This is a genomic window from Mycobacterium numidiamassiliense, assembly GCF_900157365.1.
Lineage (GTDB): Bacteria > Actinomycetota > Actinomycetes > Mycobacteriales > Mycobacteriaceae > Mycobacterium > Mycobacterium numidiamassiliense.
In genome coordinates this window covers 3197993-3224522 of the sequence record NZ_FUEZ01000004.1, presented here as the reverse complement: position 1 = coordinate 3224522, position 26530 = coordinate 3197993, and the positions used below count along the sequence as shown (strand labels likewise).

The 26530-nt window shown below is 65.5% G+C and carries 31 protein-coding genes; 13 read left to right on the top strand and 18 right to left on the bottom strand.

Annotated elements, in window-relative coordinates:
* Positions 1-90 precede the first annotated feature (90 nt).
* Positions 91-585, top strand: a complete 495-nt coding sequence (gene tpx / locus MNAB215_RS23730) for a thiol peroxidase (protein ID WP_077080963.1) — start codon at positions 91-93, stop codon at positions 583-585.
* Between the two features lie 3 nt (positions 586-588).
* Here tpx and MNAB215_RS23725 read toward each other — a convergent pair whose 3' ends face one another.
* Positions 589-1107, bottom strand: coding sequence for an MBOE_33420 family protein (locus MNAB215_RS23725; protein WP_077080962.1), 519 nt, complete (start codon positions 1105-1107; stop codon positions 589-591).
* 170 nt (positions 1108-1277) lie between these two features.
* Between MNAB215_RS23725 and MNAB215_RS23720 the strand changes: the two genes are divergently transcribed.
* The gene (locus MNAB215_RS23720; RefSeq protein ID WP_245830390.1) at positions 1278-1592 is read left to right on the top strand and encodes a DUF4333 domain-containing protein; all 315 of its coding nucleotides are present in this window, start codon (positions 1278-1280) and stop codon (positions 1590-1592) included.
* Here MNAB215_RS23720 and MNAB215_RS23715 read toward each other — a convergent pair.
* The 3 genes from MNAB215_RS23715 to MNAB215_RS23705 all read right to left on the bottom strand — a co-directional run bounded on the left by MNAB215_RS23715 (position 1589) and on the right by MNAB215_RS23705 (position 3391).
* Positions 1589-2530 (bottom strand): NAD(P)H-dependent flavin oxidoreductase, encoded by a 942-nt coding sequence (locus tag MNAB215_RS23715; RefSeq protein ID WP_077080961.1) that lies wholly within the window; start codon positions 2528-2530, stop codon positions 1589-1591. The genes MNAB215_RS23720 and MNAB215_RS23715 overlap by 4 nt on opposite strands.
* The gene (locus tag MNAB215_RS23710) at positions 2527-2901 is read right to left on the bottom strand and encodes an NYN domain-containing protein (protein WP_077080960.1); all 375 of its coding nucleotides are present in this window, start codon (positions 2899-2901) and stop codon (positions 2527-2529) included. The genes MNAB215_RS23715 and MNAB215_RS23710 overlap by 4 nt, the downstream gene beginning before the upstream one ends.
* Positions 2902-2962: 61 nt before the next feature.
* The gene (locus MNAB215_RS23705) at positions 2963-3391 is read right to left on the bottom strand and encodes a hypothetical protein (RefSeq protein ID WP_077080959.1); all 429 of its coding nucleotides are present in this window, start codon (positions 3389-3391) and stop codon (positions 2963-2965) included.
* A 123-nt stretch (positions 3392-3514) separates the two neighbouring features.
* On the opposite strand from MNAB215_RS23705, the gene MNAB215_RS23700 reads away from it, so the two are divergent.
* Positions 3515-4699, top strand: a complete 1185-nt coding sequence (locus MNAB215_RS23700) for an acyl-CoA dehydrogenase family protein (protein ID WP_077082277.1) — start codon at positions 3515-3517, stop codon at positions 4697-4699.
* A 20-nt stretch (positions 4700-4719) separates the two neighbouring features.
* On the opposite strand, the gene MNAB215_RS23695 is transcribed toward MNAB215_RS23700, so the two are convergent.
* The 3 genes from MNAB215_RS23695 to MNAB215_RS23685 all read right to left on the bottom strand — a co-directional run bounded on the left by MNAB215_RS23695 (position 4720) and on the right by MNAB215_RS23685 (position 7468).
* Positions 4720-5439: a PE domain-containing protein gene (locus tag MNAB215_RS23695; RefSeq protein WP_245830389.1), complete on the bottom strand. Its 720-nt coding sequence runs from the start codon at positions 5437-5439 to the stop codon at positions 4720-4722.
* Between the two features lie 123 nt (positions 5440-5562).
* Positions 5563-6384 carry an alpha/beta fold hydrolase gene (locus tag MNAB215_RS23690; protein WP_077080957.1) on the bottom strand — a complete coding sequence of 274 codons (822 nt, stop codon included), beginning with the start codon at positions 6382-6384 and terminating at the stop codon, positions 5563-5565.
* 43 nt (positions 6385-6427) lie between these two features.
* Positions 6428-7468: a cation diffusion facilitator family transporter gene (locus MNAB215_RS23685; protein ID WP_108637690.1), complete on the bottom strand. Its 1041-nt coding sequence runs from the start codon at positions 7466-7468 to the stop codon at positions 6428-6430.
* A 61-nt stretch (positions 7469-7529) separates the two neighbouring features.
* Here MNAB215_RS23685 and MNAB215_RS23680 point away from each other — a divergent pair, with 61 nt between their 5' ends.
* Positions 7530-8432 (top strand): NAD-dependent epimerase/dehydratase family protein, encoded by a 903-nt coding sequence (locus MNAB215_RS23680; RefSeq protein ID WP_077080956.1) that lies wholly within the window; start codon positions 7530-7532, stop codon positions 8430-8432.
* 22 nt (positions 8433-8454) lie between these two features.
* On the opposite strand, the gene MNAB215_RS23675 is transcribed toward MNAB215_RS23680, so the two are convergent.
* A complete protein-coding gene (locus MNAB215_RS23675; RefSeq protein ID WP_245830388.1) occupies positions 8455-9738 on the bottom strand; it encodes a hydroxyacid-oxoacid transhydrogenase in 1284 nt (427 codons plus the stop codon).
* 175 nt (positions 9739-9913) lie between these two features.
* Between MNAB215_RS23675 and MNAB215_RS23670 the strand changes: the two genes are divergently transcribed.
* Positions 9914-11368: an aldehyde dehydrogenase family protein gene (locus MNAB215_RS23670; protein WP_077080954.1), complete on the top strand. Its 1455-nt coding sequence runs from the start codon at positions 9914-9916 to the stop codon at positions 11366-11368.
* 58 nt (positions 11369-11426) lie between these two features.
* On the opposite strand, the gene MNAB215_RS23665 is transcribed toward MNAB215_RS23670, so the two are convergent.
* Both MNAB215_RS23665 and MNAB215_RS23660 read right to left on the bottom strand, forming a co-directional pair.
* The gene (locus MNAB215_RS23665) at positions 11427-11681 is read right to left on the bottom strand and encodes a hypothetical protein (RefSeq protein WP_077080953.1); all 255 of its coding nucleotides are present in this window, start codon (positions 11679-11681) and stop codon (positions 11427-11429) included.
* Between the two features lie 103 nt (positions 11682-11784).
* Complete coding sequence (locus tag MNAB215_RS23660) at positions 11785-12795, bottom strand: NADP-dependent oxidoreductase (RefSeq protein ID WP_077080952.1); 1011 nt, start codon at positions 12793-12795, stop codon at positions 11785-11787.
* Positions 12796-12887: 92 nt separating this feature from the next.
* On the opposite strand from MNAB215_RS23660, the gene MNAB215_RS23655 reads away from it, so the two are divergent.
* From MNAB215_RS23655 to MNAB215_RS23635, 5 genes are all read left to right on the top strand, one after another.
* Positions 12888-13733, top strand: coding sequence for a class I SAM-dependent methyltransferase (locus MNAB215_RS23655; RefSeq protein ID WP_077080951.1), 846 nt, complete (start codon positions 12888-12890; stop codon positions 13731-13733).
* Positions 13734-13785: 52 nt separating this feature from the next.
* Positions 13786-14460 carry a hypothetical protein gene (locus MNAB215_RS23650; protein WP_077080950.1) on the top strand — a complete coding sequence of 225 codons (675 nt, stop codon included), beginning with the start codon at positions 13786-13788 and terminating at the stop codon, positions 14458-14460.
* Positions 14461-14707: 247 nt separating this feature from the next.
* Entirely contained in the window at positions 14708-15532 is an 825-nt protein-coding gene (locus MNAB215_RS23645) for a TIGR03560 family F420-dependent LLM class oxidoreductase (protein WP_077080949.1), read from the top strand.
* 175 nt (positions 15533-15707) lie between these two features.
* Entirely contained in the window at positions 15708-16190 is a 483-nt protein-coding gene (locus MNAB215_RS23640; protein ID WP_077080948.1) for a TspO/MBR family protein, read from the top strand.
* Positions 16191-16195: 5 nt separating this feature from the next.
* Positions 16196-16843 (top strand): SOUL family heme-binding protein, encoded by a 648-nt coding sequence (locus tag MNAB215_RS23635; protein WP_174604634.1) that lies wholly within the window; start codon positions 16196-16198, stop codon positions 16841-16843.
* Between the two features lie 30 nt (positions 16844-16873).
* Here the strand turns inward: MNAB215_RS23635 and MNAB215_RS23630 are convergent, their stop codons facing one another.
* On the bottom strand, positions 16874-17707 hold the full coding sequence (locus MNAB215_RS23630; RefSeq protein ID WP_077080947.1) for a glycoside hydrolase family 16 protein: 834 nt from the start codon (positions 17705-17707) through the stop codon (positions 16874-16876).
* Between the two features lie 753 nt (positions 17708-18460).
* Between MNAB215_RS23630 and MNAB215_RS23625 the strand changes: the two genes are divergently transcribed.
* The gene (locus MNAB215_RS23625; protein ID WP_077080946.1) at positions 18461-18661 is read left to right on the top strand and encodes a hypothetical protein; all 201 of its coding nucleotides are present in this window, start codon (positions 18461-18463) and stop codon (positions 18659-18661) included.
* 11 nt (positions 18662-18672) lie between these two features.
* Here MNAB215_RS23625 and MNAB215_RS23620 read toward each other — a convergent pair whose 3' ends face one another.
* Positions 18673-19314 (bottom strand): carboxymuconolactone decarboxylase family protein, encoded by a 642-nt coding sequence (locus tag MNAB215_RS23620; RefSeq protein WP_077080945.1) that lies wholly within the window; start codon positions 19312-19314, stop codon positions 18673-18675.
* A 122-nt stretch (positions 19315-19436) separates the two neighbouring features.
* A complete protein-coding gene (locus MNAB215_RS23615) occupies positions 19437-19985 on the bottom strand; it encodes a TetR/AcrR family transcriptional regulator (RefSeq protein WP_077080944.1) in 549 nt (182 codons plus the stop codon).
* Between the two features lie 323 nt (positions 19986-20308).
* Here MNAB215_RS23615 and MNAB215_RS23610 point away from each other — a divergent pair, with 323 nt between their 5' ends.
* Complete coding sequence (locus MNAB215_RS23610) at positions 20309-21079, top strand: glycerophosphodiester phosphodiesterase family protein (protein ID WP_077082273.1); 771 nt, start codon at positions 20309-20311, stop codon at positions 21077-21079.
* Between the two features lie 7 nt (positions 21080-21086).
* Here the strand turns inward: MNAB215_RS23610 and MNAB215_RS23605 are convergent, their stop codons facing one another.
* Entirely contained in the window at positions 21087-21776 is a 690-nt protein-coding gene (locus MNAB215_RS23605) for a cutinase family protein (protein WP_083746353.1), read from the bottom strand.
* 82 nt (positions 21777-21858) lie between these two features.
* Here MNAB215_RS23605 and MNAB215_RS23600 point away from each other — a divergent pair, with 82 nt between their 5' ends.
* A complete protein-coding gene (locus MNAB215_RS23600) occupies positions 21859-22545 on the top strand; it encodes a class I SAM-dependent methyltransferase (RefSeq protein ID WP_077080942.1) in 687 nt (228 codons plus the stop codon).
* On the opposite strand, the gene mmpH is transcribed toward MNAB215_RS23600, so the two are convergent.
* The 4 genes from mmpH to MNAB215_RS23580 form a co-directional block, all read right to left on the bottom strand.
* Positions 22526-23602 carry an MMP endo-(1,4)-3-O-methyl-alpha-D-mannosidase gene (gene mmpH / locus MNAB215_RS23595; RefSeq protein WP_077080941.1) on the bottom strand — a complete coding sequence of 359 codons (1077 nt, stop codon included), beginning with the start codon at positions 23600-23602 and terminating at the stop codon, positions 22526-22528. The genes MNAB215_RS23600 and mmpH overlap by 20 nt on opposite strands.
* Entirely contained in the window at positions 23589-24347 is a 759-nt protein-coding gene (locus MNAB215_RS23590; RefSeq protein WP_077080940.1) for a class I SAM-dependent methyltransferase, read from the bottom strand. Before MNAB215_RS23590 ends, mmpH begins: the two co-directional genes overlap by 14 nt.
* Entirely contained in the window at positions 24341-25597 is a 1257-nt protein-coding gene (manT, locus tag MNAB215_RS23585) for an MMP alpha-(1->4)-mannosyltransferase (protein WP_077080939.1), read from the bottom strand. The genes MNAB215_RS23590 and manT overlap by 7 nt, the downstream gene beginning before the upstream one ends.
* Before the next feature lie 304 nt (positions 25598-25901).
* Positions 25902-26525: a TetR/AcrR family transcriptional regulator gene (locus MNAB215_RS23580; RefSeq protein ID WP_077082272.1), complete on the bottom strand. Its 624-nt coding sequence runs from the start codon at positions 26523-26525 to the stop codon at positions 25902-25904.
* Positions 26526-26530 lie beyond the last annotated feature (5 nt).

Below are 26530 nucleotides of genomic sequence, written 5' to 3'. Positions count from 1 at the left end.
CCCACCCATGTCGTCTACGCCGGGCATCCCACCAATTAGGACATCGGACCTGACCTAAAGCCGCCCGGTCGGCCTTGGCAGACTGTGCCCATGGCACAGATAACCTTGCGTGGAAACCCGATCAACACTGTCGGCGAGCTTCCTGCCGTCGGATCTAAAGCCCCAGCGTTCAGCTTGACCGGCTCCGACCTGAGCCCGGTCAGCAGCGAGCAGTTCGCCGGCAAGTCCGTGTTGCTGAACATCTTCCCGTCCGTGGACACGCCGGTCTGTGCGACGAGCGTGCGGAAATTCAACGAGCGCGCCGCCGGCAGCGGTGCGACCGTGGTGAACGTGTCTAAGGATCTGCCGTTCGCGCAGAAGCGATTCTGCGGCGCGGAGGGCATCGAGAACGTCACCACAGCGTCGGCGTTCCGGGACAGCTTCGGCGAGGACTACGGCATCACGATCGCCGACGGACCGATGGCCGGGCTGCTGGGCCGCTCCGTCGTGGTCATCGGCGCCGACGGCAACGTGGCCTACACCCAGCTGGTGCCGGAGATCGCCGAGGAGCCCGATTACGACGCCGCGCTGTCCGCACTGGGCTGACCGTCAGCCTCCGGTCGGCGTCAGCGTGAACGGCAGCCAGTAGACGCCCGGGCCGTCTCCGGGACATCCGGGCGCCCCGACGGTGAAAGTCCGCTCGCCGTGGAAACTTCCGTCGCCGTTGGGCAGCAGGAAATCGGAGCGCAGGGTCGCCACCGTGCTGTGGTCGTCGCAGTGGAACGGGTAGTCCGAGCTCGACACCCAGCGGTCGGTGGCCCACTGGTAGTCGAACAGCGTGGGCGCATTCGGATTGTCGGCCAGCCGGCCGGCCAGCAACCAGTGCGCGACGCAGCCCGAGGCGTCGCAGTTGGTGGTGAAGTCGGCAGGCTGGATCGACGGCTCCGACGCTCGCGGCTGGCCGTTGAACGTCTGCTGCGCGTGGTCGAGGAAGGTGTCGTAGGCGCCGTAGAGCGGGGCCGGCTGCGGCCGGTCGGCACCTGCGAGCGGTGTCGACCCGATAGCCACACCGACGGCGGTCGCGACGACGGCGGGCCACGCGGCGCCCGCGAGATATCTGTGAGCCATCGGCGGTACTTTAACCGGCCGCACTCGGGGTTGCCGCCGAACGACTGCATTCGTTTGCACCACACGGCTTTTATCGGGTCTGAGCTGTGGCGGTGAGTCCGGCCCGTGTTAGCCTGGCGATTCCAGCTGGGTTAGCCTGCGGCCCGGCAGACACAAGGAGTGACCGCGCAATGATGCGTAGCGCCCGGGTTGCGGCGGCGGCCGTGATCGTCAGCGGAATGACTGTTCTGTCGGCCGGCTGCAGCAGCAAGCCGACCGTCAAACCCGACGGGGCGGCGCAGTCGGTCGTCGACGTCGTGTCCAAGCAGACCGGTTTTCACCCCAACGATGTGCACTGCCCCGACGGGGTGGAGGCCAAAGTCGGCCAGCAGTTCGACTGCCACTTCACCGGGCCCGAGGGCAAGGCATACGTCGCCAACATGAAGATCACCAAGATCACCGGTGACAACGTCGAATTCGACGTCAATACCCATCCCAGTGGCTAGTCGGCCTCGAGTCGCTGCGCAGTGGCGGCCAGCACCTCGCGGCAGCCGGTCCACATCTGTTTGATGATGTCGGCGGCAGGCAGGATGGCGTCGATCCGGCCCGCGACTTGACCGGTGTTGGCGACGCTGGCATCCATGTCGCCATCGAAGTACAGCCGTTGCACCCGTTGTAGCGCCGCGCCACCATCTTCGAAAGACCTTGCACCATCGATCTTTTCGGCAGCTTGCGTCCGAATGACCCGCATCATCCGCTTGCCGTCGAGGGGCAGCAGCACGGTGTCTGTTTCGTCGGCGTGGACCACTGCCTGTTTGAGATTGCCGTGTACCGGTGAATCCGCCGAGGCCAGCAAGCGGGTGCCCATTTGCACGCCGTCGGCGCCGAGCACCAGGGCTGCCGCCATGGAGCGCGCGTCGCAGATGCCGCCGGCCGCCACGATCGGCACGTCGACATGAGCGGCAACCAGGGGCAACAGCACCATCGTCGACGCCCCGAAGCGGTTCTTGAAACCGCCGCCTTCGACGCCCTCGACCACCAGCCCGTCGACTCCGGCGTCGACGGCCTTTTGGGCCGCCGCGAGCGTGCCCACCACGTGGAACACCGTGATGCCCGCATCGTGCAGCCGGTCGGTGAAGAGCGAGGGATCACCGGCCGAGGTGGTCACGAACCGAATGTCGTTGGCGACAAGCAAATCCACGACTACCGGATCACGGTTGAACAGCAGTGCGATGTTTGCGCCAACCGAACCGCGGGTGAGGTCGCGCACGCGGTGTAGGTCGGCTCGCCCCTGCGCCGAGGTCGTCTCGATGATCCCCAACGCGCCGGCATTGGACACCGCCGCGGCAAGCTGGGCGCCCGCGATATAGGTCATCGGCGCCTGGACGATCGGGATATCGATCCGCGCGAGTTCGCAGACCCGGTTGACCGCGCCGGCGTTCATCGGTCGCGCGGATCGACGAGGGCGCGGAAGCGTTCCGCGGGCACGACCGACGCACCGAGACCGCGCACCCGGTCGGCCAGCGTTCTGTCCGATGTCACCACCCGAATGTCGTCCGCATGGGCGTCGGCCTGCACCAGCCGCACGATCTCGTCGTCCGCGGAGTTCACCCCTGCCTTCGGCGCATGCGCGATCTCGATTGTCGACGACGTGATGGCGGTCGGCCGCTCAAAGACCACCGTCACCCCTTCTGCATGCATTGACGCCCATCGATCCAGCCTCTCCACCAGTGTGGCCATCGCGCCGCCCCGGTCCTTCCACCAGCCGTCGGGGCGACTGCCGATGACATTCATACCGTCGACGATCCACCGCACCCGTCCACGGTAGAGCCATCATCGCCGGAACGGCCGCAGGGTAGCTGTCCGGCAAGCACTTTCACCACATCAACACGAGGCCGAACACCACCAGGACGGTCAGCGTCAGCAATTGGGGCCAGGGACGCCACGGGGCATCCTGGATGGCATACGACATCTCCTTGAGCGGGGATGTCTGCGGGGGAGCGGCGCGGTCCGGGGCCACTGGACGGTGAAAGCGGTGGAAGTACAACTGGATAAGGGTCGCGCCGATCCACAACCCACCGAGGAAGGACGCCGCCTGGACGCCGCGCCACAACAGCAGCGCGGCAAGCGCCACCGTGAACGCCATCAGCACCCAATCGGACACCGTGGTCGCCGAAGGCTTGTCGCCGTATTGCTTGTCGAGCATGGCGCGGCGCCGACGGTACGGCAGTGCGAAAAACGCGAATTTGTCGACGATGTGGATGCCCAGGACAGCGACGACGATTGAGGTAACGGTGTTCAGCATGAGGTCTGAAAACCCTTCCAGTTCATAACTCGCGATTCGATACTTAGCGCGTTTGAGTAATTGATACGGTCACCGGTGTCAGTGTTCCCGCTGATGTCGCGCACCAATGATGGAGAAGCGCCAATGACGTCGATAGCCGAGACGGATGACCGGATCGTTTCCCTGGCTCGCGGCATGCGAGACCTGGTGGCGGCCGAAGCCGCGGAATGCGAACGCATTCGCACACTCACACCCGCGGTCGTCGACGAAATGTGGTCCAGCGGGTTGATGCAATCATTCAATCCCGTCGCGGCCGGCGGTGTCGAGCCGTCCTTCACCCAGATGATCGAGACCTGGATCGAAATGGCTTGGCAGGATGGCTCATTCGGCTGGGTCGGCATCGCCAACCTGCCGTCTTCGTTCGCCGCCGCGGCGTATCTGTCCGACGAAGGCTTCGCCGAGGTGTTCACGGCCAACGACAACCGCGTCACCATGGGCGGCCAATTCTTTCCCAACGGGCAGGGGACGGTCGTCGACGGCGGCTACCTGCTGAACGGGGCGTGGAGCTTCGGTTCGGGCACCGGTCATTCCGAATACATCGCGGCGGGATTCCTGCCCATCGACAACGGCGAGATGCGCTGGATCAGCGAGGGGCTGCCCGAGATGCACGTGGCGGTGCTGCCCCGCGCGCAGGTCAGCTTCAACGACGGCTGGCACGTCCAGGGGCTCAAGGCAACCGGCTCCTACGACTACGGCGTCAACGACCTTTTCGTGCCGCGAAGCCGCACCTTCGAACTGTTCACGCGCACGCCACACCGCGGTACGTCGCCGGCCACGCGGATGGGGATGATGCCTGTTACCGCGGCCGGTCACGCATCGTGGGCGCTGGGCGTGGCCAAGAGCATGCTCGACGATGTTCAGGAACTGGCCGCCACGAAATTCCGGATGAGTGACATGGCGTCACTGGCCAGTCGCCCGACGTTCCAGAAGGGGCTTGCGCACCACCGCGCCGCCTGGCGCGCCGCGCGCCTGCTGGTGCTCGACGCGTTCACCACGGCCGAGGCCGCCGTCGCCGCGGGGGAAGACCTCACCCCGGCGTTGCGCGCCGACATGCGGGTGGCGGCCGTCTACGCGACCGACATCGCCCGCAACTGCGCGGAATGGGCCCACCTGGCCGCGGGAACTACGTCGATCCGCGAGGGCAGCCGCCTGGAGCGGGCCTTCCGCGACATCTACACCGGAACTCAGCACGCCTTCATCAGCGAGAAGGTGGCCATCGACGCCGCACAGATCTGGTTGGGCATCATCGACGACCAGCCGGGGCTGTAGCGCCGCCCACGCAGGACCTGTCAGACCAGCCCGTCACCGGTCTTCTGAGCTCCCGGGTCGTCGGCGACTGGTTCTTCCTTGTCCGTCAACGACGCCGGCACCGCCGCGGCGCTGCCGCCGGCCGCCCCGCCCATGGAGCCGCCCATCGAGGTCAGCGAACTTAGCGAGCTCAACGGCGTGCTCGCGGCACCCAGCACCGTGGACGCTGCGCCGGAAAGGCCGGAAATGGTGGCCGCTGTGGGAGTCGCCGCCGCGGGAGTCGCAGCAGCAGCAGCAGCAGCCGGCGCCGCCACCGCGGCCGGCGCCGCCACCGCGCCCTCGACCAGATTGGCCATCAGCGGCGTGCGGGCCGCCGTGCCCGCCGCGCCCGGAAGCGCCTCGGAGCGCAGCAGCTTGCCGCTGGCGGTGCTCGCGAATCCAGCCGCTTCGATGAGGCTGGTCTGCATGGCGTTGGCTTCCAAAGCGCTGGCCGCCGTCGCATCGGTCTGGGCGTACATGCGGGCGATATCGACCAGGGCCGCACCGGCGCGCGCGAGCTCCTGCTGCGCCGCGTTGTGAAAGGCGATCGCCGATTCGGCTGCGGCGGCAAACGCCATCGACGCTCCGATCGAGATCTCCTCGGCTCCCGCGGGGACCAGGGCAGTGATCGCCGGCGCCATCGCGGCGCTGTCAGCGACCGCGGCGGTACTCATTGCGATCAATTGCGCCCCGATGACCGCAGCGGCCGGATCGTGCGACATAGATGTCATATTGCGTCCTGCTCCTAGGGACTACCGCCGTCGAGTCGGGTGCAGCTGTGCCAGGCGGATGCCTCGATTCTACCGAGGCTCAAGGCAGCTGGATTCACTTTTATCGACCGCACCTCACAGATGGCTCAACAGCCGCTCGGCGAAGATCTCGGGGTGCTCCCGGTGCATGAAGTGCCCACCCGGGACCTCCTCGACGACGTAGTCGTTCGTGAACATCCGGGTGGCGCCCCGGTAGTCCGACGGTTCGGCGATCGGATCATCAAGCCCGGCAAAGACCACGGTTGGCACGGTGATCCGCGTCTTCAGCGAAGTACTGGGGATGGGGGAGAGCTTTCGGTAATAGCCGAATGCCGCGTTCAGGCTCGCCCGGTTCGAGAAACTGGCCCGGACGGCATCGAACTCCGCCGGGTCGGGTTGCCAGGCCGGCGACCAGCGCCGACAAATTGCGGGTAGTGCAGCGAAGTCGTTGCGCGCGAATCGGTTTGGCGCACCCGGCAACTTATAGGCGGCGAAGTGGCGAACACCCCAGAGTTTCTTCAATGTTGGCTTCAGCGCCCCGGGATGCGGAATGGCAATAGCGAACAGCTTTTTGACCCGATCGGGCCCCAGCGCTGCCGCGCCGTAAGCGGTCGTCGCGCCGAAATCGTGACCGATCACAACGGCGTCGTCGGCACCCAGGGCTTCGATCAACGCAAGCGGATCATGCGCCAGCGTTTCTTGATCGGCGTCGCGATCCGGAATCCCGCTGGGGTGATACCCGCGCATGAATGGACTGACCGCACGATATCCGGCTGCGGCGATTCGCGGGCGAAGGTCGTCCCAGGTGTGCGCGGTGTCGGGGAACCCGTGCAGCAGCAGCACCAGGGGACCGGAGCCCTCCTCGAGGTAGGCGAATCGCAGCCCATTCGCCTCGACGTAGCGGATCGCATCGGCCATGACCTGCGGACACTACGCCGATCCGATGACGGGGGGATGAATATCAGTGCGCAGCGGGATAGGCGTGTATCAAGGCGCTGGCGAGTTTCGGGACGGCGTGGGTGAGTTCGTGTTCGGCGTCGTGCGCGATGTGATGCGCCTGGGCCAGATTCAGACCGGGGTCGACATCCAGCTCGGCGTCGGCGTGCAGGCGATGCCCGATCCAGCGCATCCGCACGCTGCGTACCGCCTGGACCCCCGGATGAGCGGCCAGCGTTCGCTCGGCGATGTCGACCATCGCCGGATCCACCCCGTCAAGCAATCGGCGGAACACGTCGCGCGCCGCGGTGCGCAGCACCGCCAGAATCGCGACAGTGATGACCAGGCCGATAATGGGGTCGGCCAGCGGGAATCCAAGCGCGGTACCGCCGGCGGCGAACAACACTGCCAGGGAAGTGAATCCGTCGGTGCGAGCGTGTAGCCCGTCGGCGACCAACGCCGCGGAGCCGACGCGGCGACCGACCTTGATGCGATAGAAAGCCACCCATTCGTTGCCGACAAAGCCGATCAGGCCGGCCAGTGCCAGCCAGCCGAGATGGGTAACCGGCTCGGGGTGGATCAGGCGCATGACTGCTTCGTACCCGGCGACGATCGCCGACAGCGCGATCATCGCGACCACGAACAAGCCGGCCAGGTCCTCGGCACGACCCAGCCCGTAGTTGTAGCGGCGGGTAGCCGCCTTGGTGCTCAGCGCGAACGCGATCCACAGCGGAACCGCGGTCAGGGCATCGGAGAAATTGTGGATGGTATCGGCGGCCAATGCCACCGACCCGGAGACGAGCACGACCACGATCTGGGCGACTGCGGTCAGCCCGAGGACCAGCAGGCTGATCTTGACCGCACGGATCCCGGCAGCGCTGGATTCCAGGGCATCGTCGACACTGTCGGCGACATCGTGGGAATGCGGCGCGAAGATCTCCTTGACGGCCCCGCGCAGCCCGTGCCGATGCTGATGACCATGCGAATGGTCGTCGCCGTGCTCATGACCATGCGGGTGGTCGTCACCATGCGCATACGCGTGAGATGTACAGCTATCTGCATGCATACGCAGATAGTAAGTCATCGAACTGGCCGACGGCCACGCGGCCGTCGCATACCATCAGCGGATGCGCGGCTCCAAGATCTTGATCACCGGTCCGACTGGCCAGGTTGCCACTCCCGTCGCCGAGGCCCTGGCGGCCGAGAACGAGGTGTGGGGCATTGCCCGGTTCACCAACCCCGCAGCACGAGAACGCCTCGAGAAAGCGGGGGTGCACTGCGAGACCGTCAACCTGGCGGCCGGTGACTTCACCGGCCTTCCCGACGATTTCGACTACGTCATCAACCTGGCGGTCGCCAAGAGCGGCGACTGGGACAAAGACCTGGCCGCCAATGCCGAGTCCGTCGGTTTGCTGATGGCGCACTGCCGCAGCGCGAAAGCGTTTCTGCACTGCTCGTCTGGAGCGGTCTACGACCCGCCGGACGACGAGCCCCGCGCCGAGCACGCGGCGCTGGGCGACAACCACAAGCCGTTATTCCCCACCTATTCCATCTCCAAGATCGCCGGCGAAGTCGTCGCCCGGACGATGTCGCGCGTCCTCGATCTGCCCCCCCCCATCGCCCGCCTCAACGTCCCGTACGGCGACAACGGCGGGGGGGCGGTCTACCACATGGAGATGATGCTGGCCGGGGTCCCGATTCCCGTCCCGCCCGGCGTCCCGGCCCGCTACAACCCGATTCACGAAGACGACATCATCGCGACCATTCCGAAGCTGCTGGAGGCGGCGTCGGTCCCGGCGACCACGCTCAACTGGTGCGGCGATCAGGCGGTGAGCCTGCAGGAGTGGTGCGGCTATCTCGGGTCGCTGGTCGGCAAGGAGCCGGTGTTCGAGGAGAGCGAGCAGGCGCTGCGCGGCAATCCCACCGACTCGGCACGGATGCGTGAACTCATCGGCGGCGCCACGGTTGATTGGCGCGACGGCTTTCGACGGATGGCGGCCAAGTTTCACCCGGAGCTGGTCAGCTCCTGAATCCTGTTGCGGCAGAAGGTAATTACCAGTAGCGCAGCGCATTGCGAAACAGCTCGGCCAGAACGGGTTTGGTCATCTCGCGCGGGGCGTTCTGCAGCAGCCGCTGCTGGGGAAAGGCGCCTTCGGTGAGCGCCGTGATGTCGCTCTCGGTGTAGCCCACGCCGCTCAGTCCGTTGGGGATGTGCACCGCACGCATGATGCGGATGAGTTCGGCCGCAAGCACTTCGCCCGCGTCGTCGAGATCGGCGTCGTCCGCGTCAGCCCCCAGCAGGCGGGCCGCCTCCAGGTGCCGCTGCGGGCTGACCTGTGCGGTGAAGCGGAACACCGCGGGCGCATTGACGATGACGGACATGCCGTGCGGCACCAGCGGTTCACCCGGCGGGTAGCCCGAGGGGTGGAAGTCGCGCACCAGCCCCGCAACCGCATAGGCCATGCCGTGCGGCGCGTGCACGCCCGCGTTGCCGAAGGCGATGCCGGCCAGCGTCGCGGCCCACATCATCTGCTCGCGGGCCGCGCTGTCCGCGGCGTCGTGCACCGCGGTCTCGAGGTTCTGGCCCAGCACGCGCAGCGCCTCCCGGCAGCCCAGGTCGCTCCACGGGTTTGCGCCCTGACTCATCGGACGCAGGCTGGGCCGCGCGGGAGCCGGGCGATGGACGTAGGGTCGCGCGGTGTAGGACTCCAGGGCGTGCGACAGCACATCCAGACCGGCGGCGGCCACGACCCCCGCGGGCAGAGTGGCCGTGCAGTCGGGGTCGACCAGCGCCTCGGTGGGGCGCAACGCGTGCGATGCGATGCCGGTCTTCGCCGCCAACGACAGCAGGTCGAAGATCGCGATGCCGGTGACCTCACTGCCGGTGCCGGCGGTGGTGGGGCAGGCGATGTGCGGCTTGAGCGGCCCGGGGATGGGTTTGGCCTCGCCGATCGGCGCGTTGACATAGGTGAGCAGGTCCGCGGGATAGCTGGCGAACAGGTTGGCGGCCTTGCACGTATCGATGACGGAGCCCCCGCCCAACGACACGTAGCCGTCGGGCTGTGCCTCCTGCGCGAACCGCGCCGCGTCGGCGAACGACACGTCGGTGGGCTCGACGTGCACGTCGGTGTAACCGACGACGTCCAGGCCGGCGGCCAGCAGCGAGTCCCGGGCCACGGCGAAGACGGCCAGTCCTGCCACGTCCACATCGGAGAACAGGGCCACCCGTCGCATCCCCAGCGCGGCGGCGCGTTCGCCCACTTCCGCCAGACAGCCCCGCCCGAACGTGATCCGCGACGAGTCAACGGTGAAGGCGCCATCGCAGCCCTCGGCCACAGCAGGGAATTCACAGCACGCCATGCCTCTATCAAACTCGCCCACCGTCGACGCGTTGTGGCGGCTTGGGAGAAGACGTCCTTGACCGCGCAGCGCCCGTGATGCTAAGCAAGTGCTCAGCACTCGACGTTCGTCGAACGCATGGCTTGAGTACGGGTTTTATGGAAGGGATCGGATGACTCTGCAGGCGGTATTGGACGATATTCGCAAGCGTCCGGGATCGGGCGATGTCATTCAAGTCATCGATCCCACAACCGAAGAGCCGATAACCGAGTTCACCGACTGCGGGCCGGAAGCGGTCGACGAGGCCGCCGCCCGGGCGAAGGCCTCCTTCGAGTCGGGCGTCTGGTCCCAGCTGCCGGGTCGCGAGCGGGCCAAGGTCATGTGGCGGATCGCGGACCTGATCGACGAGCATGCCGACGAATTCGCTCAGCTCGATTCGCTCAACACCGGCATGCCGCTCATGCAGGCAACGCTGCAGATGTCCACCGTTTCGGAGTTCTTCCGCTACTACGCCGGCTGGTGTTCGAAGATCAACGGCGTCGCGTACGACGTGAAGACCGACGGCATCGCGACGGACTCCTTCGTCGACATGCACGCCTACACGTTGAAGGAGCCCTACGGCGTAGTGGGCCTGATCTTCCCGTGGAACGGGCCGATCTTCAATGCGAGCGCCAAGCTCGCACCTGCGCTCGCCGCGGGCTGCAGCGTGCTCGTCAAACCCGCTGAAGAGACACCACTTTCGGCGCTGCTGCTCGACCAGCTGATCCACGAAGCGGGTGTCCCCGAGGGGGTCGCCAACCTGCTGACGGGCTACGGCCACACCGCGGGAGCGGCGATCACCGCGCACCCCGACGTCGAGAAGGTCGCCTTCACCGGGTCGACCGAAATCGGCAAGGAGATCGTGCGGGCGTCGGCCGGCAACCTGAAGAAGGTCACGCTCGAACTCGGCGGGAAGTCGCCGGTGCTGATCTTCGACGACGCCGACATGGACAAGGCGCTCCTGATGGCATCGCTGGGCATCTTCGTGCATTCCGGCCAGGGCTGTGTCTGCGGATCGCGGATATTCGCCCAGCGCGGCGTGTACGACCGCGTCGTGGAAGGCGTTGCCATGATGGCGAATACGTTCAAGCTCGGCGCCCCCAGCGAGGAGGGCTGCGTCAGCGGCCCGCTGATCAGCCAGAAGCAGCTGAACCGCGTCATGGGCTTCATCGACGAGGGCCGCAGCGACGGCGTCGAGGTGGTCACCGGCGGCTACCGGCTGGATCGCAAGGGCTACTTCGTGCACCCGACGGTGCTCACCAACGTCGACCCGGGCATGCGGCTCTACCAGCAGGAGATCTTCGGGCCCGTCGTCACCATCCTGCCGTTCGACGACGAGGACGAGGCCGTCGCGATGGCCAACGACACCACGTACGGCCTGGCGGCCACCGCCTGGACGCAGGATGTCGGCCGGGCCCACCGGATGCTCAAGCGCCTGCACGCCGGCAGCGTCCAGGTGAACTGCCAGTTGGTCTTCGACCACGACGTGCCGTTCGGCGGCCACAAGCAATCCGGCTGGGGCCACGAGTTCGGCAAAGAGGGCATCGACATGTACATGAAGACCAAGTCGGCCTGGATCCAACTCTAGGCAGCACAGCGAAAAGCTCCGAACCTTGGGCGGGTTCGGAGCTTTTCGTGGCTCGACGTCAAGACCCTCGTGAGTAGCGGGTCAGGAAGCCATAGGAGGTGAGCCCCGCGACGGTGCCGACCACGCCCCACAGCACCAGCGAGAAGGCCATCGACCCAAAGAACCAGCCGAACGTCATTGCGAGGTAGAGCGTCCAGATCAGCCGGTAAAAGCTCCAGACCGCAAGGAGGCCGGTGCTGATCCCGATGTAGAGGCTCCGCTGGCGGTCGACGCGCTTGATCTGTTCTTCGATGCCGGTGGGCAGGATGTTCATGTCTGTCTTCCCTTTCTTGAGGCGGCGCCTCGCTGGCGTCGTCGTTGCAGCAAGTACAGACGGCGCCATCGGCTACCGATCCCAAGAAATTGAAGCCGCGGAGCTAGCTCGTCTTGACGACGAGCTTGCCGGTGTTCTTGCCGTCGAAGAGCATGTTGATCGCCGTCGGCAACTGCTCGAAGCCTTCGACGACGGTCTCGAGCGGAGTGAGCCTCCCCTCGGCAATCAGGCCCGCGATCTCGCGGATCGCGTCGGGCGCGCGGCCAAGGTGGTCGAGCACGATGAAGCCCTGCAGCGTCGCGCGCTGAATCAACAGATTCCCGAACACGCGCGGACCGGGTGGCGGATCGGCCGAGTTGTAGCCGGAGATCAGCCCGCACAACGCCACGCGCGCACCGATGTTCAGCCGGGCGAAGACCGCGTCCATGATTTTGCCGCCGACGTTCTCGAAGTCGACATCGATGCCGTTGGGCGTCGCCGCGGCGAGCTGGGCGGCCCAATCGTCGGCGCGGTGATCGACGGCGGCGTCGAAGCCGAGCTGCTCGGTCAGCAGCGCGCACTTCTCCGGACCGCCGGCGATCCCGACGACGCGTGCGCCGTCGGCCTTGGCAAGCTGCCCGGCGATCGAGCCGACGGCGCCGGCGGCCGCCGAGACGACGACGGTCTCACCCGGCTTTGGCTTGCCGATGTCGCGTATCCCGACCCATGCCGTCAGCCCTGTCGTGCCCAGCGCCCCCATGTAGGCGCTGGGCGAAACCCCGTCGGCGACGTCGACCGGGAACAACGGCTGTGTGTCCGAGGCGACGAGGTACTCCTGCCAGCCGACGAGCCCCTGCACAATCTGGCCCACCCGATAATTCGGGTTCTTGGACTCCACGACTTCGCCGAGCCCGCCCGCACGCATGACCTCGCCGATACCGACCGGCGGCAGGTAGGTCGGTGTGTCGTTGATCCAGGTCCGGTTCGTCGGGTCCAGCGAGATCCAGTCAACGCGGACCAGCGCCTCGCCGTCGCCTATCGCGGGCACGGCCTCCTCGACGAGCTCGAAGGTGTCCGGGCCGATGCGCTCGGAGGGGCGGTTGCGGAGCAGGAAGCGGCGGTTGCGAGCAGGCATGAGCGCACGCTACTCCGACCCCGTCAACGGTCATGAGCGTCGTTCCCGCGGAGGCACGCAATCTCCGGGTGGCGGGTGCTATAACGCAACGTATGCCAAGCAACGGTCACACGATCACCCACGTTTCCGATACGGCCCGGTGGACGGCGTTGCACCGCGCAACCGAATCGGCGCGGCCCGACGCGTTGTTCCACGACCCGCTCGCCGAGCGTCTCGCCGGCGAGCACGGCCGCGCCATCGTCGCAGGCGTGCCGTGGCAGGACCGCAGCGGTTGGTGGCTGGTCGCGCGCACCAAGATCATCGACGACGCCATCGCCGACGCACTCACCAATGGCTGCGACCGCGTGCTGAACCTCGCCGCCGGTCTAGACACCCGGCCGTATCGGCTAGACCTCCCGGCCGAGCTCACCTGGATCGAGGCCGACCTACCCAAGCTGCTCGCGGAGAAGACCGAGCTGCTTGCCGATCAAACCCCGCGCTGTCGCCTGACCCGAACCGCCGTTGACCTCGCCGAGCCGACCGCCCGGGACGCGTTCTTCGACGACGCGTTGAACGGCGCGACGAAAGCCTTCGTGCTGACCGAAGGTCTGTCGATGTACCTCGAATACCAGGACATCGAAGCACTTTCGGGCGCGATCAAACGGCCCGAGGTGACGTGGTGGATGCTCGATTTCGCCTTTCCTGGTCTGCGGAAGCGCATCAATAAGAATGTTGACGGGATAGCCGAAAGCGCACCGTTCAAGTTCGCACCCGAGAACGGGCTGGCATTCTTCGAAAACCTCGGCTGGCGGACCCTCGAAGCGGAATCGTTGCTCGAGGCCGCGTACCGACTGCACCGCTTACCGATCTGGATGCGCCCTCTTGCCTGGTTGCCCAAGTCGGATCTACGTCACCCGGGCAGCAAACCCTCAAGCGCGGTCGCGCTGCTCACTCATTGATTTGCCGAAGGGGCCATTCACAATGGGGCCCAGGTGGAGCAGTGTTAGCCGGATGGACGCATTGCGACTTGTCGCCGTAGCCATCGCCATAACGGCGGTGGCTGTATTACCCACTGCGTTGCCCGCCAGCGCCGATCCGCCACCCACTCAGGTGATCACCACGATTGCCGTCGGGTCCCAGGGGCAAGCCGTCAACGGCTACAAAGAGGCACCCCCCGACGGCAACGTCGCCGTCGTCACCGACTGCACCGATCCCTCGCCCTCGGCCGTGGCCGCCAATGTCTACGCGTGCTCGCCCAGCGCGGCCGGTGCCGCCACCTGTTGGCCGTCGACACCGGGATCGCTTCTGTGCGTTGACAATCCGTGGGACAAGCTGCTGCATCGCGTTTCCTACCACGGTCCGCTCTCGCCCGTGCAACCGACGGCGTCGCCGGACCCCTTCGCGCTGGCTCTCGACGACGGCACCCACTGCCTGCTGCGCAACGGCGGGGCCTGGGGCGGACGCGACGACGGATACGTCGGCGCCTACGGGTGTGGGAATTCCGGTGCCAATCCCGCCGTGCTGTCGCTGCCGAATCAGGGCGACGGGAGCGGCATTGACCGCTCGGGGCCGGTGTGGACGGTCAAAGTCGGTCAGCTGGGCTCACCGGGCACCCACTTTCCGCCGCCGCAGACCCACGCTGTGACGAGCGCGTGGTTCGCCGGAGATCGGATTCCGGCCAGTTAGAACGTCCGGTCGCACCCGCGTAGCCCGGGTAGCGAATCCGGAGTGCGTCTGCCCTACTTACCCACTCAGCCCACGATTCCTAACTGGCAACCCGCACAATCGAATTCGATATCTGTCCCGCAAAGCCGACCGTGACATCGCTCATCTCCTGAATGGAGCACGTCTGACGTCTTGCCATCGGGCGACATCGTAGGAATTTTGCCCATTTGCCGCTGCCAACCTACGTCGCTGAATTTAGGATCGCTACGTGCTCATTTCACTCAAATTCGATCTGAAATTCGAGTTTGCCGAACTTGAGGAGCTCTGGACCACCGCCGATCGCCTTGGTTTCGAAGCGGTGTGGGACTACGACCACTTCTACGGCCCGATGGAGCACACCGACCCCGTATACGAGGGTTGGACCACGCTGGCCGCCATGGCTGTGGTGATCAAACGGGCGCGGATCGGCTGCCTGGTCTCGGGTGTGACATACCGGAACCCCGCGATCCTCGCCAACATGGCCGTCACCGTCGACCACATTTCCGGTGGACGGCTGAACTTCGGGATCGGTGCCGGCTGGCACGAGGCCGAGCACCGCGGATACGGAATCGAGTTTCCCAGCCCCGGCATCCGGGTCGCGATGGTTGATGAGGCACTGACCGTGATCCGTAAGCTCTGGACCGAAGAATCGGTCACTTTCGACGGGCAGTTCTTCGCTCTCGAGAATGCGCTCTGCGAGCCCAAACCACTTCAGCGCCCACACCCACCGATCGTGATCGGCGGCAGCGAACCGAAGATGTTGCGTGTCATCGCGCGCCACGCCGACGTCTGGAACATGCCAGGGCACGAGGGGCCTCAGAGATGGGGCGCCGTGAACACTCGACTCGACAAAGCGTGTGCCTACGTGGGGCGTGACCCCGCCGACGTCCAGCGTTCCGCACAGGTGTCGCTACACCCGGCGGAACTTACCCAGGTGGATGAGCAGCTTGCGCTGCTGCCCGAATTCGAGCGACTCGGCTGCGAGCACATGGTGCTGGCGTTCCGACAGCCACCAACGGTGGCCCTTCTCGAACGCTGCCTCGCGCTCGGTTGATTCTGCACACGCCGATCGACCAATCAGTGACGGCTGAATCGCTCCCGCAGCTACGCCCGTCAGACGCGCAACACAAGTGCCGGGTGACATTGCGTTTGGAGGACGAGCGCCCTTGTCGGACAACCACGAACGTGGCTCAATAACCCCTACTGAACATTCAACCGGGGAGCTGCACGTGCAGGCACGAACTCTGTTACCCGCCGCCGTGGCCGTCACGGCCACCGCCGTCGTCGGTGGCCTGGCGAGCCGGCCGGCCGCGTTGCCGTGGTACCGATCATTGCGTAAGCCGTCCTATCAGCCTCCGCAGCAAGCGTTTCCGATTGTGTGGCCGGCGCTGTACGCCGACATCGCCGTTGTATCAGCAAACACACTCGATGAGACGGAGCGCACCGGGCAACTGGTAGAGCGTCGCCGATACATCGCGGCGCTGGGCGCAAACCTTGTGTTGAACGCAAGCTGGACCTGGCTGTTCTTTGATCGTCGACTGCTGGGCACCTCTGCGATTGCAGCGGCGGTCCTCACCGCGAGCAGCGCCGACCTGGCCCGCCGCGCGGTAAAGGTACAGGGCAAGCGCGCCGCGCCCCTGCTCTTGTACCCGGCCTGGTGCGCGTTCGCGACGATGTTGTCCAGCCATGTCTGGTTTCTCAATCGAGCATGAAGGGAATGATCTCGCTGATGAAGCCGACCAAGCTCGCCCAACAGATCATCGAGTCCGTCGTAGCGGTAGTGGGCATTCGGGTGGGGACCGAGGAGCCGAAACATACGCGCCGCCGGCTCACTGACACCGTCGAACTGCGGAGCTATGGTCCGCGGATTGCAGCCGAAACGACGGTGATCGACAACGAGGATCGCGCTCGCAATATTGGCTTTCGTCGGTTGGCGGGTTACATCTTCGGCGCCAACCAACGCAACCAGACGATCTCGATGACGGCGCCCGTCAGCGAGACGGGCGGCCAGCAGATCGCGATGACAGCACCAGTCGTTCAGACCGCCGGCCCGGATCATGGCTTTGTCATCCGGTTCTTCATGCCGTCGAAGTGGACCATGGAGACGCTACCCACGCCCAACGATGATCAAGTCCGCTTGATCACCGTGCCGCCAGAGACGGTGGCAGTGCTGAAATTCACCGGCGACCGCAGCCCCAAGGCGGTTGCTGCACGTACCAGCGAGCTCAGCAAAGCATTGCAGGACAACGGCATCCAACCAATCGGCGAGGCCGATGCCTGGTTCTACGACCCGCCGTGGACGCTGCCGTTTCGGCGTCGCAATGAGATCGCAATTCCGATCGACGCGGAATCCGTGTCCCCCTAGCTCGCCCGGTCATGGCGGCGACATTGCTCGTTACCAGACGCGTATCCAGTCGACGAGCATGTCGGCGGGGTAGCTGCCGGGCCCGGGATCGCCGCCGCCGGAACCGGCCACCGCGAGGTTGAACACCGGATAGACGGTGTAGCCGGGGCCGTTGAACGGCCAGTCCGGTAGCGAGGTCGCCGGCACGTCGAAGTAGGGGGCCGCGCCGTCGGCGTAGTCCTTCCAGAACCGGATGCCGGTTTCATCCCACTGGCATCGCCAGGTATGCCAGGCACTGTCGACCGCGATGTTGTGGGTCTTCCACTCGCCGCCATTCGATTTGGCGTGCACGGTGGTGGCCGACGGCCAGCTGCCGTTTCCGTACCACTCCATCACGTCGATCTCGCCCTGGTCGTCATTGCCCAGCCAGTAGGCCGGCCACGCGCCGGGGGTGAGGCAGTTCAGCTTGATCCGGGTTTCCCAGGTGTGGCCGACGCCGCCCCGCCAATTGCTTTGCACCTTGCCGCTGAAGTAGGTGGGCCCGTCTTTGGCGGCGCGCAGAACGAGGTTGGAGTTGCCGTCGACGAACACATTGCGCCGATCGTCGCGGTACTGCCCGATGTGCTCGGGCAGCTCCCAGTAGGTCGGGTCCTTGATGACCTCGCGAGCCTTGGCGACGGTCCACTTCGACGGGTCGGGGGCCGATCCGGCCGGGCCGTCGAACTCGTCTTGAAAGATATAGGCCCCGCTCTGGCCGCTGGGGGCGCGCGGCACCGGCGCATCCGACCGAGACGGGTAGGCGTGGGCTTCAGGGACGGGAAGCGCGGCCGCCAGCACGCCGATCCCTGTCGTCAAGATCATGCGGCGACGGTCCATCGGGGGCATAAGCAAGCGACGATAGCAGCCCCGCGCCTACGGGGTCGAAACCCGAATTTGTCGGTGGCCGTCGTTACCATTCGGGTCGAAGCAGGCTCCAAATCGCACGGCGGCACGGTACTAGCTCGGGATTTACCACGAATTCACGGCTAATTCTCATGCTGGCGCGTGGTTTGGTCTCAGGATTGCCTGGGCATCCTGGACACGAACGCATAACACATTCGTAGCTTTGCAGCAGAGTTGGATTGCTCTGGGAGGAGTGACAATCGTGGCGAATACATCCGGTGCGACGGTTATATTCCTTCAGTCACATCCAGCGTGGATTGCCGCACACCGCGTTGAGCGTGAGCGCGAGGAAGCGATGCGCCGCCACCCGTCATTTCGGACGGGTCGAGGCTCTGCAGAATTGGGCAGCAAAGCAGTCGCTGGTTTCCGTGATTTCCGCGTGTACTCTAGCTCCGACACCCCGGCCTGAGGGGTTCCGACGTATCTCACCCGCGAATTCGATTCGTCGGTGGTCTTCAGCTAATCGTTTTGGCTGCTTGATGTATGAGCACGCAGCGGCGTCTCGTTTCGCCGCCTCCTCGCGTTAGCGCCAAATTGCACTCCCGGCCGCCGGGGAAATCGGCGCCGGGCTGGTGCTCGGCTATGTCGGGTTGCGGGCCAGGCAGAACACCGACGGGTAGGGCAATCAACGACCCTTGCAGAGCACGGCAATAGCGGAAGCTGCGTTATCGCCGCGGCATCGGCATAATTCGCGGTGTGCCGCAGACACATCGAGCCAAAGCCCTTGCCAACCCTGAACAGCCGCATAGCGCGCTTATCCACGAGCTGGAGCGTTATATCGAGGCCCACCATCCCGACGCCCGCGACGTCAATGTGGTGAGTGCGACGGACACCGGCCAGGCCGACAAGACCCACAAGCCGGTGCGGCACTGGTATCAGGTCACCTACGAGGCCTGAGCTCGGCCACGTCAGGCACCCCCGGACGTGGCCGCACCAATGTCCAGCGAACCGCCCCCGTCCGGGTCGGCCACCTCCACGGTCGGATCATCGACGTCGTCGAACTCCAGCCGCAATGCCCGCGACATGATCGCATGCATCACATACATGGTGGTGACGTACGTGAATTCGAGGATGTCCCGGTCGGTGAAGACCTCCCGCAGCTGGACGAACAGCCGCTCGGGCACTCGACCGTGTTGTCCTGCAAGGCAATCCGCGTAGGCCAGCAGCAGTCGCTCGTCGTGATCGAAGCAGTCCGCCGTTTCCCACGATGGAATGGCCGCGATCTTCTCCTCGGACAGCCCCGCCGATCGGCACGCTTTGCAGTGCTGAGAGAAGACGAATTGGCTGCCGACCACCCACCCGGCCCTGATCTGGCCCAGCTCGCGGTGGTCCGGCCGGATGTTGACCTCTTGCTGGTACATCCGGAAGCCGCGAACAGCATGACGCAGTGCAGCGGGGGACTGCGCCATCACGGTCCACCAGTTGCCCGGAGTCCCGCCGATCGTCCCAGGCTCGGCGACCGGGTCACGATCGCCGAACATGAAGTCGTACATGTTCAGCGTGAATTCGTCGCTGACCTCACCCCGAGGAACGGGATTCAGGCGTGGCATTGCGGATCCTCTCAGCCGATGACAGCGGGGGCTGGGTGCAGATTGCATCCAATCCCAGCCCCGTTACCGCGTCAATGCAGCTCGGCGCAGTAGCTCAGCAGCGTGATTACGTATCCGTGGATTCAGGGGCGCAGGCCGGACAGCACCATAGCCGCAAAGACATCACCAATCTCGGTCAGCGAGTTCCGCCCACCGGGGACGTACCAACGATGAATCCAGTTGTGCATACCGAGGATGCCAAGCATGACCAGCCGGGGGTCGAGATCGTTGCGGAAGACGCCGGATACGATGCCCTGCTCGATGATGGCCAGCAGCGTTTTGCCGTAGGCGTCGGCGTTGGTGACGATGTCAGATGCTTGGGGAATGGCCGCCAGGTAATGACTTTCGCTGAACAACAGAACGACTTCCGGATGGGTGATCAGATCTTCGATGAAGGCCTGCAAAGCGCGGCGTAATTTCTCATCGGCCGGCGCATCGGACTCGAGCGCCTCACGACAGTGCCGGGTCATCGTAAAAGCCGGCTGTTCGATCAGCGCAACGAGCAACTCCTCCTTGGTACCGACGTAGTAGTAGAGCGACGCACGGTTGATCCCGACCTCGACAGCGACGTCCTCCAGGCGGGCCCGCGCGAACCCCTCACGGCGGAAGACCTCGGCAGCTCCCTTGAGAATCGTCTGCCAGCGCTGGCCGGAGGCTCGGCGGTCGGCGTTGCGCCGTTCATGGCGCCGACGTGCGTTGCCACTCTGCTGGCGTGCGGCGGGAATCGTTTGTCCTCCTCGTGCGTGACCTCGCGCTAATAAGGTACGTCATCGTGCCCGGAGCTGGGCAAATGCCGGACTACCTCAACCCCGACAGGCTGCGGTGACCCATTGTCGAAGGTTTGGCCCGACCAACCTGCGCTGAAGCTACGCCGTAGCCTGTGCCTCAGCTGGTCAACAACGCGGCCACGAGGCAGGTGATGGCAATGCCGATCGGCGATCAGGACGAGCCCAGCATGGAATTTCTGCGCTGCCCTGGACGGATTGCCATGGCGCACAGGGGATTTACCGCGTTCCGGCTGCCCATGAACTCCATGGGTGCTTTTCACGAGGCGGCGAAGCTCGGATTTCGCCATGTCGAGACCGACGTTCGGGCAACCCGTGACGGCGTCGCCGTGATCCTGCACGATCGCTCGCTGCCGCCCACGTCGGGAGTTGCGGGTGCGATCGACCAGCTGTCGTGGCCGGAAGTGCGCACGGCGGATTTAGGCGCAGGGGAGTCGATCCCGACCCTGGAAGAACTCCTTGTCGCGTTGCCGGATATGCGGGTCAACATCGATATCAAAGCCGCTTCGGCCGTCGAGCCGACCGTCGACGTCATCGAGCGGTTGAACGCGCACGACCGAGTGCTGGTGACGTCCTTCTCCGATCGGCGCAGGCGCCGCGCGCTGGGCCTGCTGTCCAAGCGGGTCGCGAGTTCGGCCGGGACGGCCGCGTTCCCCGCGCTTCTGGCCGCCAAGACGCCCGCCACCCGGGCGTATGCCTGGCGGATCCTGCACGACAGCGACTGCCTACAACTGCCGCCACGGCTCGGTCGTCTGACCGTCATCACGCCCGGACTGGTCCGGACCGTTCATGCGTCGGGCCGTCAGGTGCACGCCTGGACGGTCGACGACCCGGCAGCGATGCGGGCGCTTCTGGACATCGGCGTGGACGGCATCATCACCGATCGCGCCGATTTACTGCGCGATGTTCTCATCGCCCGCGGCGAGTGGTCGCCGGCCTAGTGCTGTCCTAGACCTTGCCTGCGACGAAGTCGGCGGCCTGGTTGACCATTCCCGAGCTGATATACGCCCCGGCAAGATGTTGTGGCCAGTTGTCCTGCCAGGTGTTCGGGTCCGCCGGGTTGCAGATGGGATCGGCGCCGTGGCACTGCTCGATGGTGCGGTCGTTGTAGGTCGGGCTGAAGTTCGTGATCGGACCCACCCACTGGCTTCCGTTACCGAACAGCGCGACGGCGGCGATGTGCTGGTCCATGCCCGCCGGCAGGGGGCTGTCGAAACCGAATGCGCCGATGGGCGCCGCGAGCACCACGTCGGTGACCGCCGCGCCCAGCGAGTAGCCGCCCAGCACCAGCTTGGTGTCCGGGCAGTTGGCGGCCATGTCCTGGATGTGATGGCTCATGTCGTTGGCGCCGATGTCGACCTGCGTGTCGGCGGGGTACTTCACCGCGTAGGACCCGACATTCTTCGAGACCTTGGATTGCAGGTCGCTGATGAATGCGTTGCCGACTGCTCCTGGCCCCGGCGACTCTAGTCGGCCGCGAGCGAAGACCACCTGAACCTGTGGGCAACTGGCAACGGCCGAAGGCGCTGCCCCGGGAAGCCCGGACGGCAGCACGGCGGCGGTCAACGTCAGCAAGGGTGCACTGACCACCGCCGCGAGGCCAGCACCAACAGACTTTCGGAGAAGTAGAGCGCGCACAGCATGATGGTAAATCGAGCGCGCCACAACCGCTGAGCGGGGCGGACGAAGCGCCGACTAGCCCGACGTTTAGGTTCAGCTGATGACCAACACCCACACCAGTGCAGCACGCGAGCGCTTGTTTGCCCTGGCCGAGCAGGTGACCGGGTTCATGCCCAGTGACGAGGGCAGGGCGCTATACGACGCCGCTTTGCGCTACCTCGACTCAGGAGTGGGTGTCGAGATCGGCACCTATTGCGGCAAGTCCACCCTGTTGCTCGGCGCCGCCGCACAGCAGACCGACAGCGTGGTCTACACGGTCGACCACCACCACGGCTCGGAGGAACATCAACCCGGCTGGGAATTCCACGACACCTCATTGGTCGACGAGGTCACCGGGCTGTTCGACACGCTGCCGACGTTTCGCCGCACGCTCGACGCCGCCGGGCTCGATGAGCACGTCGTGGCCGTCGTGGGGCGCTCGCCGGTGGTGGCCAGGGGCTGGCGCTCACCGCTGCGGTTCTTGTTCATCGACGGCGGCCATTCCGAGGCGGCGGCCAACCAGGACTTCGAGGGATGGGCCAAGTGGGTGACCCGAGGCGGCGCGCTGGTCATCCATGACGTGTTCCCAGACCCCAAGGACGGCGGCCGACCGCCATACTACATCTATTGCCGCGCAATCGATTCCGGTCAATTCCGTGAGGTGTCGGCGACCGGCTCGCTGCGGGTGCTCGAACGCACCGGTGGTCAGCCCGGAGAGCAGATCGACGTCAGCGGCCCGGCCCGCTGACCACGCATTCACAATCGAAGTCGGTCTGCAGGCCCAGCGGCAGCCCTTCGGCGCGGAAGATCCCAGCGCCGGCGGTCGTGTCCGAGAGTGCGTCGGCCGCAAGGATCATCGCGGCCCCGGTCCAGGTGGTGCGCTCCTCGGGCCAGCGTTTCCCGTCGGCGAACACCAAACCGGTCCAGTACGAACCGTCGTCCTCGCGTAGATGCTGCATCGCGGCGAACTGCCGGTGCGCAGCCGACCGGTGGCCGATGGCGTCAAGCGCCATGACCAGTTCGCACGTCTCGGCACCGGTCACCCACGGCCGGTCGTCGACACAGCGAATGCCGAGGTCGCCGACCACAAAGTTGTCCCAGCGCTGGCGGATTCGCGCATCGGCCGCCGGGCCCCGCAGAGCGCTACCGAGGATCGGGTAGTACCAATCCATCGAGTAGCGGTCCTTCTCGCTGAACGCCTCTGGGTGCGCGACGAGTGCGTGGCCCAACCGGCCCACTGCCAGTTCCCATTCCGGCTGCGATTCGCCGACGACGGCGGCCAGGGCCAGCGCGCACCGGATGCTGTGGTAGATGCTGGCGCACCCGGTTAACAGGGCTTCGGGTACTGGTCCGTCTTCGCCTCGGGCCCAACAGATCTCGCCGAAGCCGACCTGCAAGTCGACGACGAAATCGATGGCGTTGCGCACCACCGGCCACATCGCTGCGGCAAAGGATTTGTCTCCGGTGACCAATGCGTAGTGCCAGACCCCGGTGGCGATGTAGGCGCAGAAATTGCTGTCGCTATTGGCGTCTTCGATTGTCCCCGAACGGATTTGGATGGGCCACGAACCGTCGGGACGTTGCATGCGCCGACTCCACTCAAAGGCGGCCCGCGCCGGCTCGAGGAGACCCGCCGCGGTGAGTGCCATCGCCGACTCAATGTGGTCCCACGGATCGGTATGCCCACCCGCAAACCACGGGATGGCGCCGGAGGACTCCTGCGCGGCAGCGATCGACAGTGCGGTCTTGTGGCATTGCTCCGGGGTAAGGACACCCGGAACCGCCGGAGGGCTAAATCGACGCAACTGAACGTCCCGGTTTGGCCTGACTTTCCACCGCCCGCGGTTTGTGGAAGTACATCGCAACGCTCTTGCCGACCAGCGGATTGAGCAATGACTCGGCAAGCTGGGTTATCTTCGGCCGCTGCATCAAATCCCACACCAACAATTTGTGGTACGCAGTCACCGCCAGATGATCAGTATTCTCAACGCCAACAGCACATTTCAGCCACCAGAACGGCGAATGCAGAGCATGGGCGTGATGGGAATGAGTCAATTCCATCCCGCCACCGCTGATCTTGTCGCGCAGCTCGTTGGCGCGGTAAATGCGGACATGGCCGCCCTCGTTGCTGTGGTAATCCTCGGAGAGCAGCCAGCACACCCGCTCGGGAAGCCACCGCGGCACGCTAACCGCAAGCGTGCCGCCGACTTTGAGCACCCGAATGAGTTCGCTGATGGCGGCGTCGTCGTGCGGAATGTGTTCCAGGATTTCCGACGCGATGACGCAGTCGAACGTCTCGTCGGCATACGGCAGGCTCAGCGCGTCGCCGGCAACGGCCTTCGCCGACGCCGCGGCGGGCGCTTCACCGGTCTCGGCCATCGCACGCAGAATGGTGTCCACCGATTGCAATTCGGACTCGTCCTGGTCGAAAGCGATGACGTCGGCCCCGCGCCGATAGGCTTCGAATGCGTGCCGGCCGGCCCCGCAGCCCACGTCGATAACCTTTGCGCCCGGGCCGATGCCGAGCCGGTCGAAATCGACTGTCAGCATTGCGACCCGCCCTCGGCGGCGGCCGTGCGGGCGATCGCACGCTCGTATACGCGCACGGTCTGAGCGGCGACGGCCTCCCAACTGAACACGTCGACTGCCCGTGCCCGCCCCGCCTTACCCAAACTCCGGCGCTTTTCCGGCGAATCCAGAAGGGCACCAAGCGCGGCGGTCAGTGCATCAACATCGGCTGGTGGCACCAACTCGGCACAGGCGCCATCGGTGCCCAGGACCTCGGGCAATGCGCCCACCCGACTCGCGACGACCGGCGTCCCGCTCGCCATTGCTTCCACCGCGGGCAGCGAAAATCCTTCGTAGAGCGACGGAATGCAGGCTACTTCGGCCGACGCGAATAAGGCGGCGAGCTCGGAATCGGACAGGCCACTGGTGATGTGAACGATGTCGGAGATGCCCAATTCGGCGATGAGTTTGTGCGTGGGACCGTTAGGTTCCACTTTTGCGACGAGCCGCAATTCGAGATCGCGGTTCACCCGGAGCCTGGCGACGGCTTTGAGCAGGGTGGCGACGCCTTTCAGCGGGGTGTCGGCACTCGCGATGGCCATCACCCGGCCAGGTTCACGGGGGCCCGAAAGAGGCTGGAAGAGTTCGGTGTTCACCCCCAACGGCACGACGTGGAGCTGATCGGGGGAGACGCCGAAATCGGAGACGATATCGGCGGCCGATGACGACGAGACCGTCAACAGGTCCGGGATCTGCCGCGCCACCTGTTCCTGCATCTTCGAAAACCCGTACCAGCGACGCACCGACGGTTTCCGCCACCATCGCGCGGCGGCGAGATCAAGCACCCGGTCCCGGGTGATGGGATGGTGCACGGTGGCCACCACCGGCAGTCCCGCGTTGGCCATGGTCAGCAGTCCGGTGCCCAGACTCTGGTTGTCATGAATGACGTCAAAATCGCCGGCCCGTTCGGTCAGCAGCCGGGCCGCCCGGAGCGTGAACGTTCGCGGCTCGGGAAAACCCGCCGTCCACACCGTCAACAGTTCGAGCAAGTCGATCGAGTCGCGGATCTCGCTCGGGCGCGGAATGCGCCACGGGTCAGGCTCCCGGTACATGTCGAGGCTGGGCACCTTGGTCAGCCGCACCCGTGGATCAAGCAATTCTGGATAGGGCTGCCCGGAAAATACTTCGACGTCGTGACCCAGCTCCACTAGACCGTGGCTGAGATGGCGCACATAGACGCCCTGCCCGCCGCAATGAGTCTTACTACGGTAGGACAGCAAGGCAATTCGCATACTCAACTCTTCTTTGCTGGTTAACGAACGCGGAAGGGCGCCGAATCCGTCGCGATCAACGAGCTCCCGAACTCCCCGACAGCAAACTGGACATGTGTCCAGACTATAGTTCGATCAGCTAATCGACGCAACGCGCCATCGGTGCCCCTCAATACTAGTTTCGCCGCATTTATCCCGCGACGCGGACCAACGGGATAACTGTCGCGCGGACACCCGAACCCGGTTTCACGGATGAATTATGTTGTGCGCCATAGGCCGGAAGGGTGGGTGAAGAAGGCTGATATTTGTTTGCTGGCGTGCCGCCTCAGCGATCAAACAGCTCGGACAGCGCGTCGGCGACCATGTCCTCGGGATCCTGGTCGATACCGACGTTGCGCAGCTCACCATCGATGGCAAGAGACGCGATGCCATGGACCAGCGACCAGAGCGGCCCGGCAGCCTGACGCGGCTCCTGACCGCCCAGGATCCCCGTCGCCTGGCATAGCGCGACCACCTCGAGCAGCTCACCAAAAGCCTGCTCGGCGGCGATGGACAGGCTCGGGTGCTGCGTCTTGTCGGTGTCGGCGCCGAACATGACCCGGTACTGATCAGGATGGGTGACGGCCCAGCGCACATAGGCGCGCCCGATTTCGATCAACCTGGCTACCGGGTCCGATGCGGCTTCGGTAGCGGCGGCCAGCGCCACGTGCAGCTCGAGAAATCCCTGTTCGGCGACGGTGGCGAGCAGATGTGCCTTGTCCGCGAAGTGCCGGTAGGGGGCAGCTGCGCTGACGCCTGCGCGCCGCGCCGCCTCGGTCAAACTGAAGCCTTTCGGTCCGCGCTCGGCCACCAGCGACAGCGCGGCGCTGGTCAGCGCCCGTTTGAGATCGCCGTGGTGGTAGCTGTCGCGGCGGGTCCCGGCGGGCCCGGACGGCTTCTGCTCGGCCATGTTGA

Bases quoted from the DNA above. Each gene is read 5' to 3' on its own strand.
- tpx (WP_077080963.1), top strand. From the start codon at position 91: ATGGCACAGATAACCTTGCGTGGAAACCCGATCAACACTGTCGGCGAG.
- MNAB215_RS23725 (WP_077080962.1), bottom strand. From the start codon at position 1,107: ATGGCTCACAGATATCTCGCGGGCGCCGCGTGGCCCGCCGTCGTCGCG.
- MNAB215_RS23720 (WP_245830390.1), top strand. From the start codon at position 1,278: ATGATGCGTAGCGCCCGGGTTGCGGCGGCGGCCGTGATCGTCAGCGGA.
- MNAB215_RS23715 (WP_077080961.1), bottom strand. From the start codon at position 2,530: ATGAACGCCGGCGCGGTCAACCGGGTCTGCGAACTCGCGCGGATCGAT.
- MNAB215_RS23705 (WP_077080959.1), bottom strand. From the start codon at position 3,391: ATGCTGAACACCGTTACCTCAATCGTCGTCGCTGTCCTGGGCATCCAC.
- MNAB215_RS23700 (WP_077082277.1), top strand. From the start codon at position 3,515: ATGACGTCGATAGCCGAGACGGATGACCGGATCGTTTCCCTGGCTCGC.
- MNAB215_RS23695 (WP_245830389.1), bottom strand. From the start codon at position 5,439: ATGTCGCACGATCCGGCCGCTGCGGTCATCGGGGCGCAATTGATCGCA.
- MNAB215_RS23690 (WP_077080957.1), bottom strand. From the start codon at position 6,384: ATGGCCGATGCGATCCGCTACGTCGAGGCGAATGGGCTGCGATTCGCC.
- MNAB215_RS23685 (WP_108637690.1), bottom strand. From the start codon at position 7,468: ATGCATGCAGATAGCTGTACATCTCACGCGTATGCGCATGGTGACGAC.
- MNAB215_RS23680 (WP_077080956.1), top strand. From the start codon at position 7,530: ATGCGCGGCTCCAAGATCTTGATCACCGGTCCGACTGGCCAGGTTGCC.
- MNAB215_RS23670 (WP_077080954.1), top strand. From the start codon at position 9,914: ATGACTCTGCAGGCGGTATTGGACGATATTCGCAAGCGTCCGGGATCG.
- MNAB215_RS23665 (WP_077080953.1), bottom strand. From the start codon at position 11,681: ATGAACATCCTGCCCACCGGCATCGAAGAACAGATCAAGCGCGTCGAC.
- MNAB215_RS23660 (WP_077080952.1), bottom strand. From the start codon at position 12,795: ATGCCTGCTCGCAACCGCCGCTTCCTGCTCCGCAACCGCCCCTCCGAG.
- MNAB215_RS23655 (WP_077080951.1), top strand. From the start codon at position 12,888: ATGCCAAGCAACGGTCACACGATCACCCACGTTTCCGATACGGCCCGG.
- MNAB215_RS23650 (WP_077080950.1), top strand. From the start codon at position 13,786: ATGGACGCATTGCGACTTGTCGCCGTAGCCATCGCCATAACGGCGGTG.
- MNAB215_RS23635 (WP_174604634.1), top strand. From the start codon at position 16,196: ATGATCTCGCTGATGAAGCCGACCAAGCTCGCCCAACAGATCATCGAG.
- MNAB215_RS23630 (WP_077080947.1), bottom strand. From the start codon at position 17,707: ATGCCCCCGATGGACCGTCGCCGCATGATCTTGACGACAGGGATCGGC.
- MNAB215_RS23620 (WP_077080945.1), bottom strand. From the start codon at position 19,314: ATGCCACGCCTGAATCCCGTTCCTCGGGGTGAGGTCAGCGACGAATTC.
- MNAB215_RS23610 (WP_077082273.1), top strand. From the start codon at position 20,309: ATGGAATTTCTGCGCTGCCCTGGACGGATTGCCATGGCGCACAGGGGA.
- MNAB215_RS23600 (WP_077080942.1), top strand. From the start codon at position 21,859: ATGACCAACACCCACACCAGTGCAGCACGCGAGCGCTTGTTTGCCCTG.
- MNAB215_RS23590 (WP_077080940.1), bottom strand. From the start codon at position 24,347: ATGCTGACAGTCGATTTCGACCGGCTCGGCATCGGCCCGGGCGCAAAG.
- manT (WP_077080939.1), bottom strand. From the start codon at position 25,597: ATGCGAATTGCCTTGCTGTCCTACCGTAGTAAGACTCATTGCGGCGGG.
- MNAB215_RS23580 (WP_077082272.1), bottom strand. From the start codon at position 26,525: ATGGCCGAGCAGAAGCCGTCCGGGCCCGCCGGGACCCGCCGCGACAGC.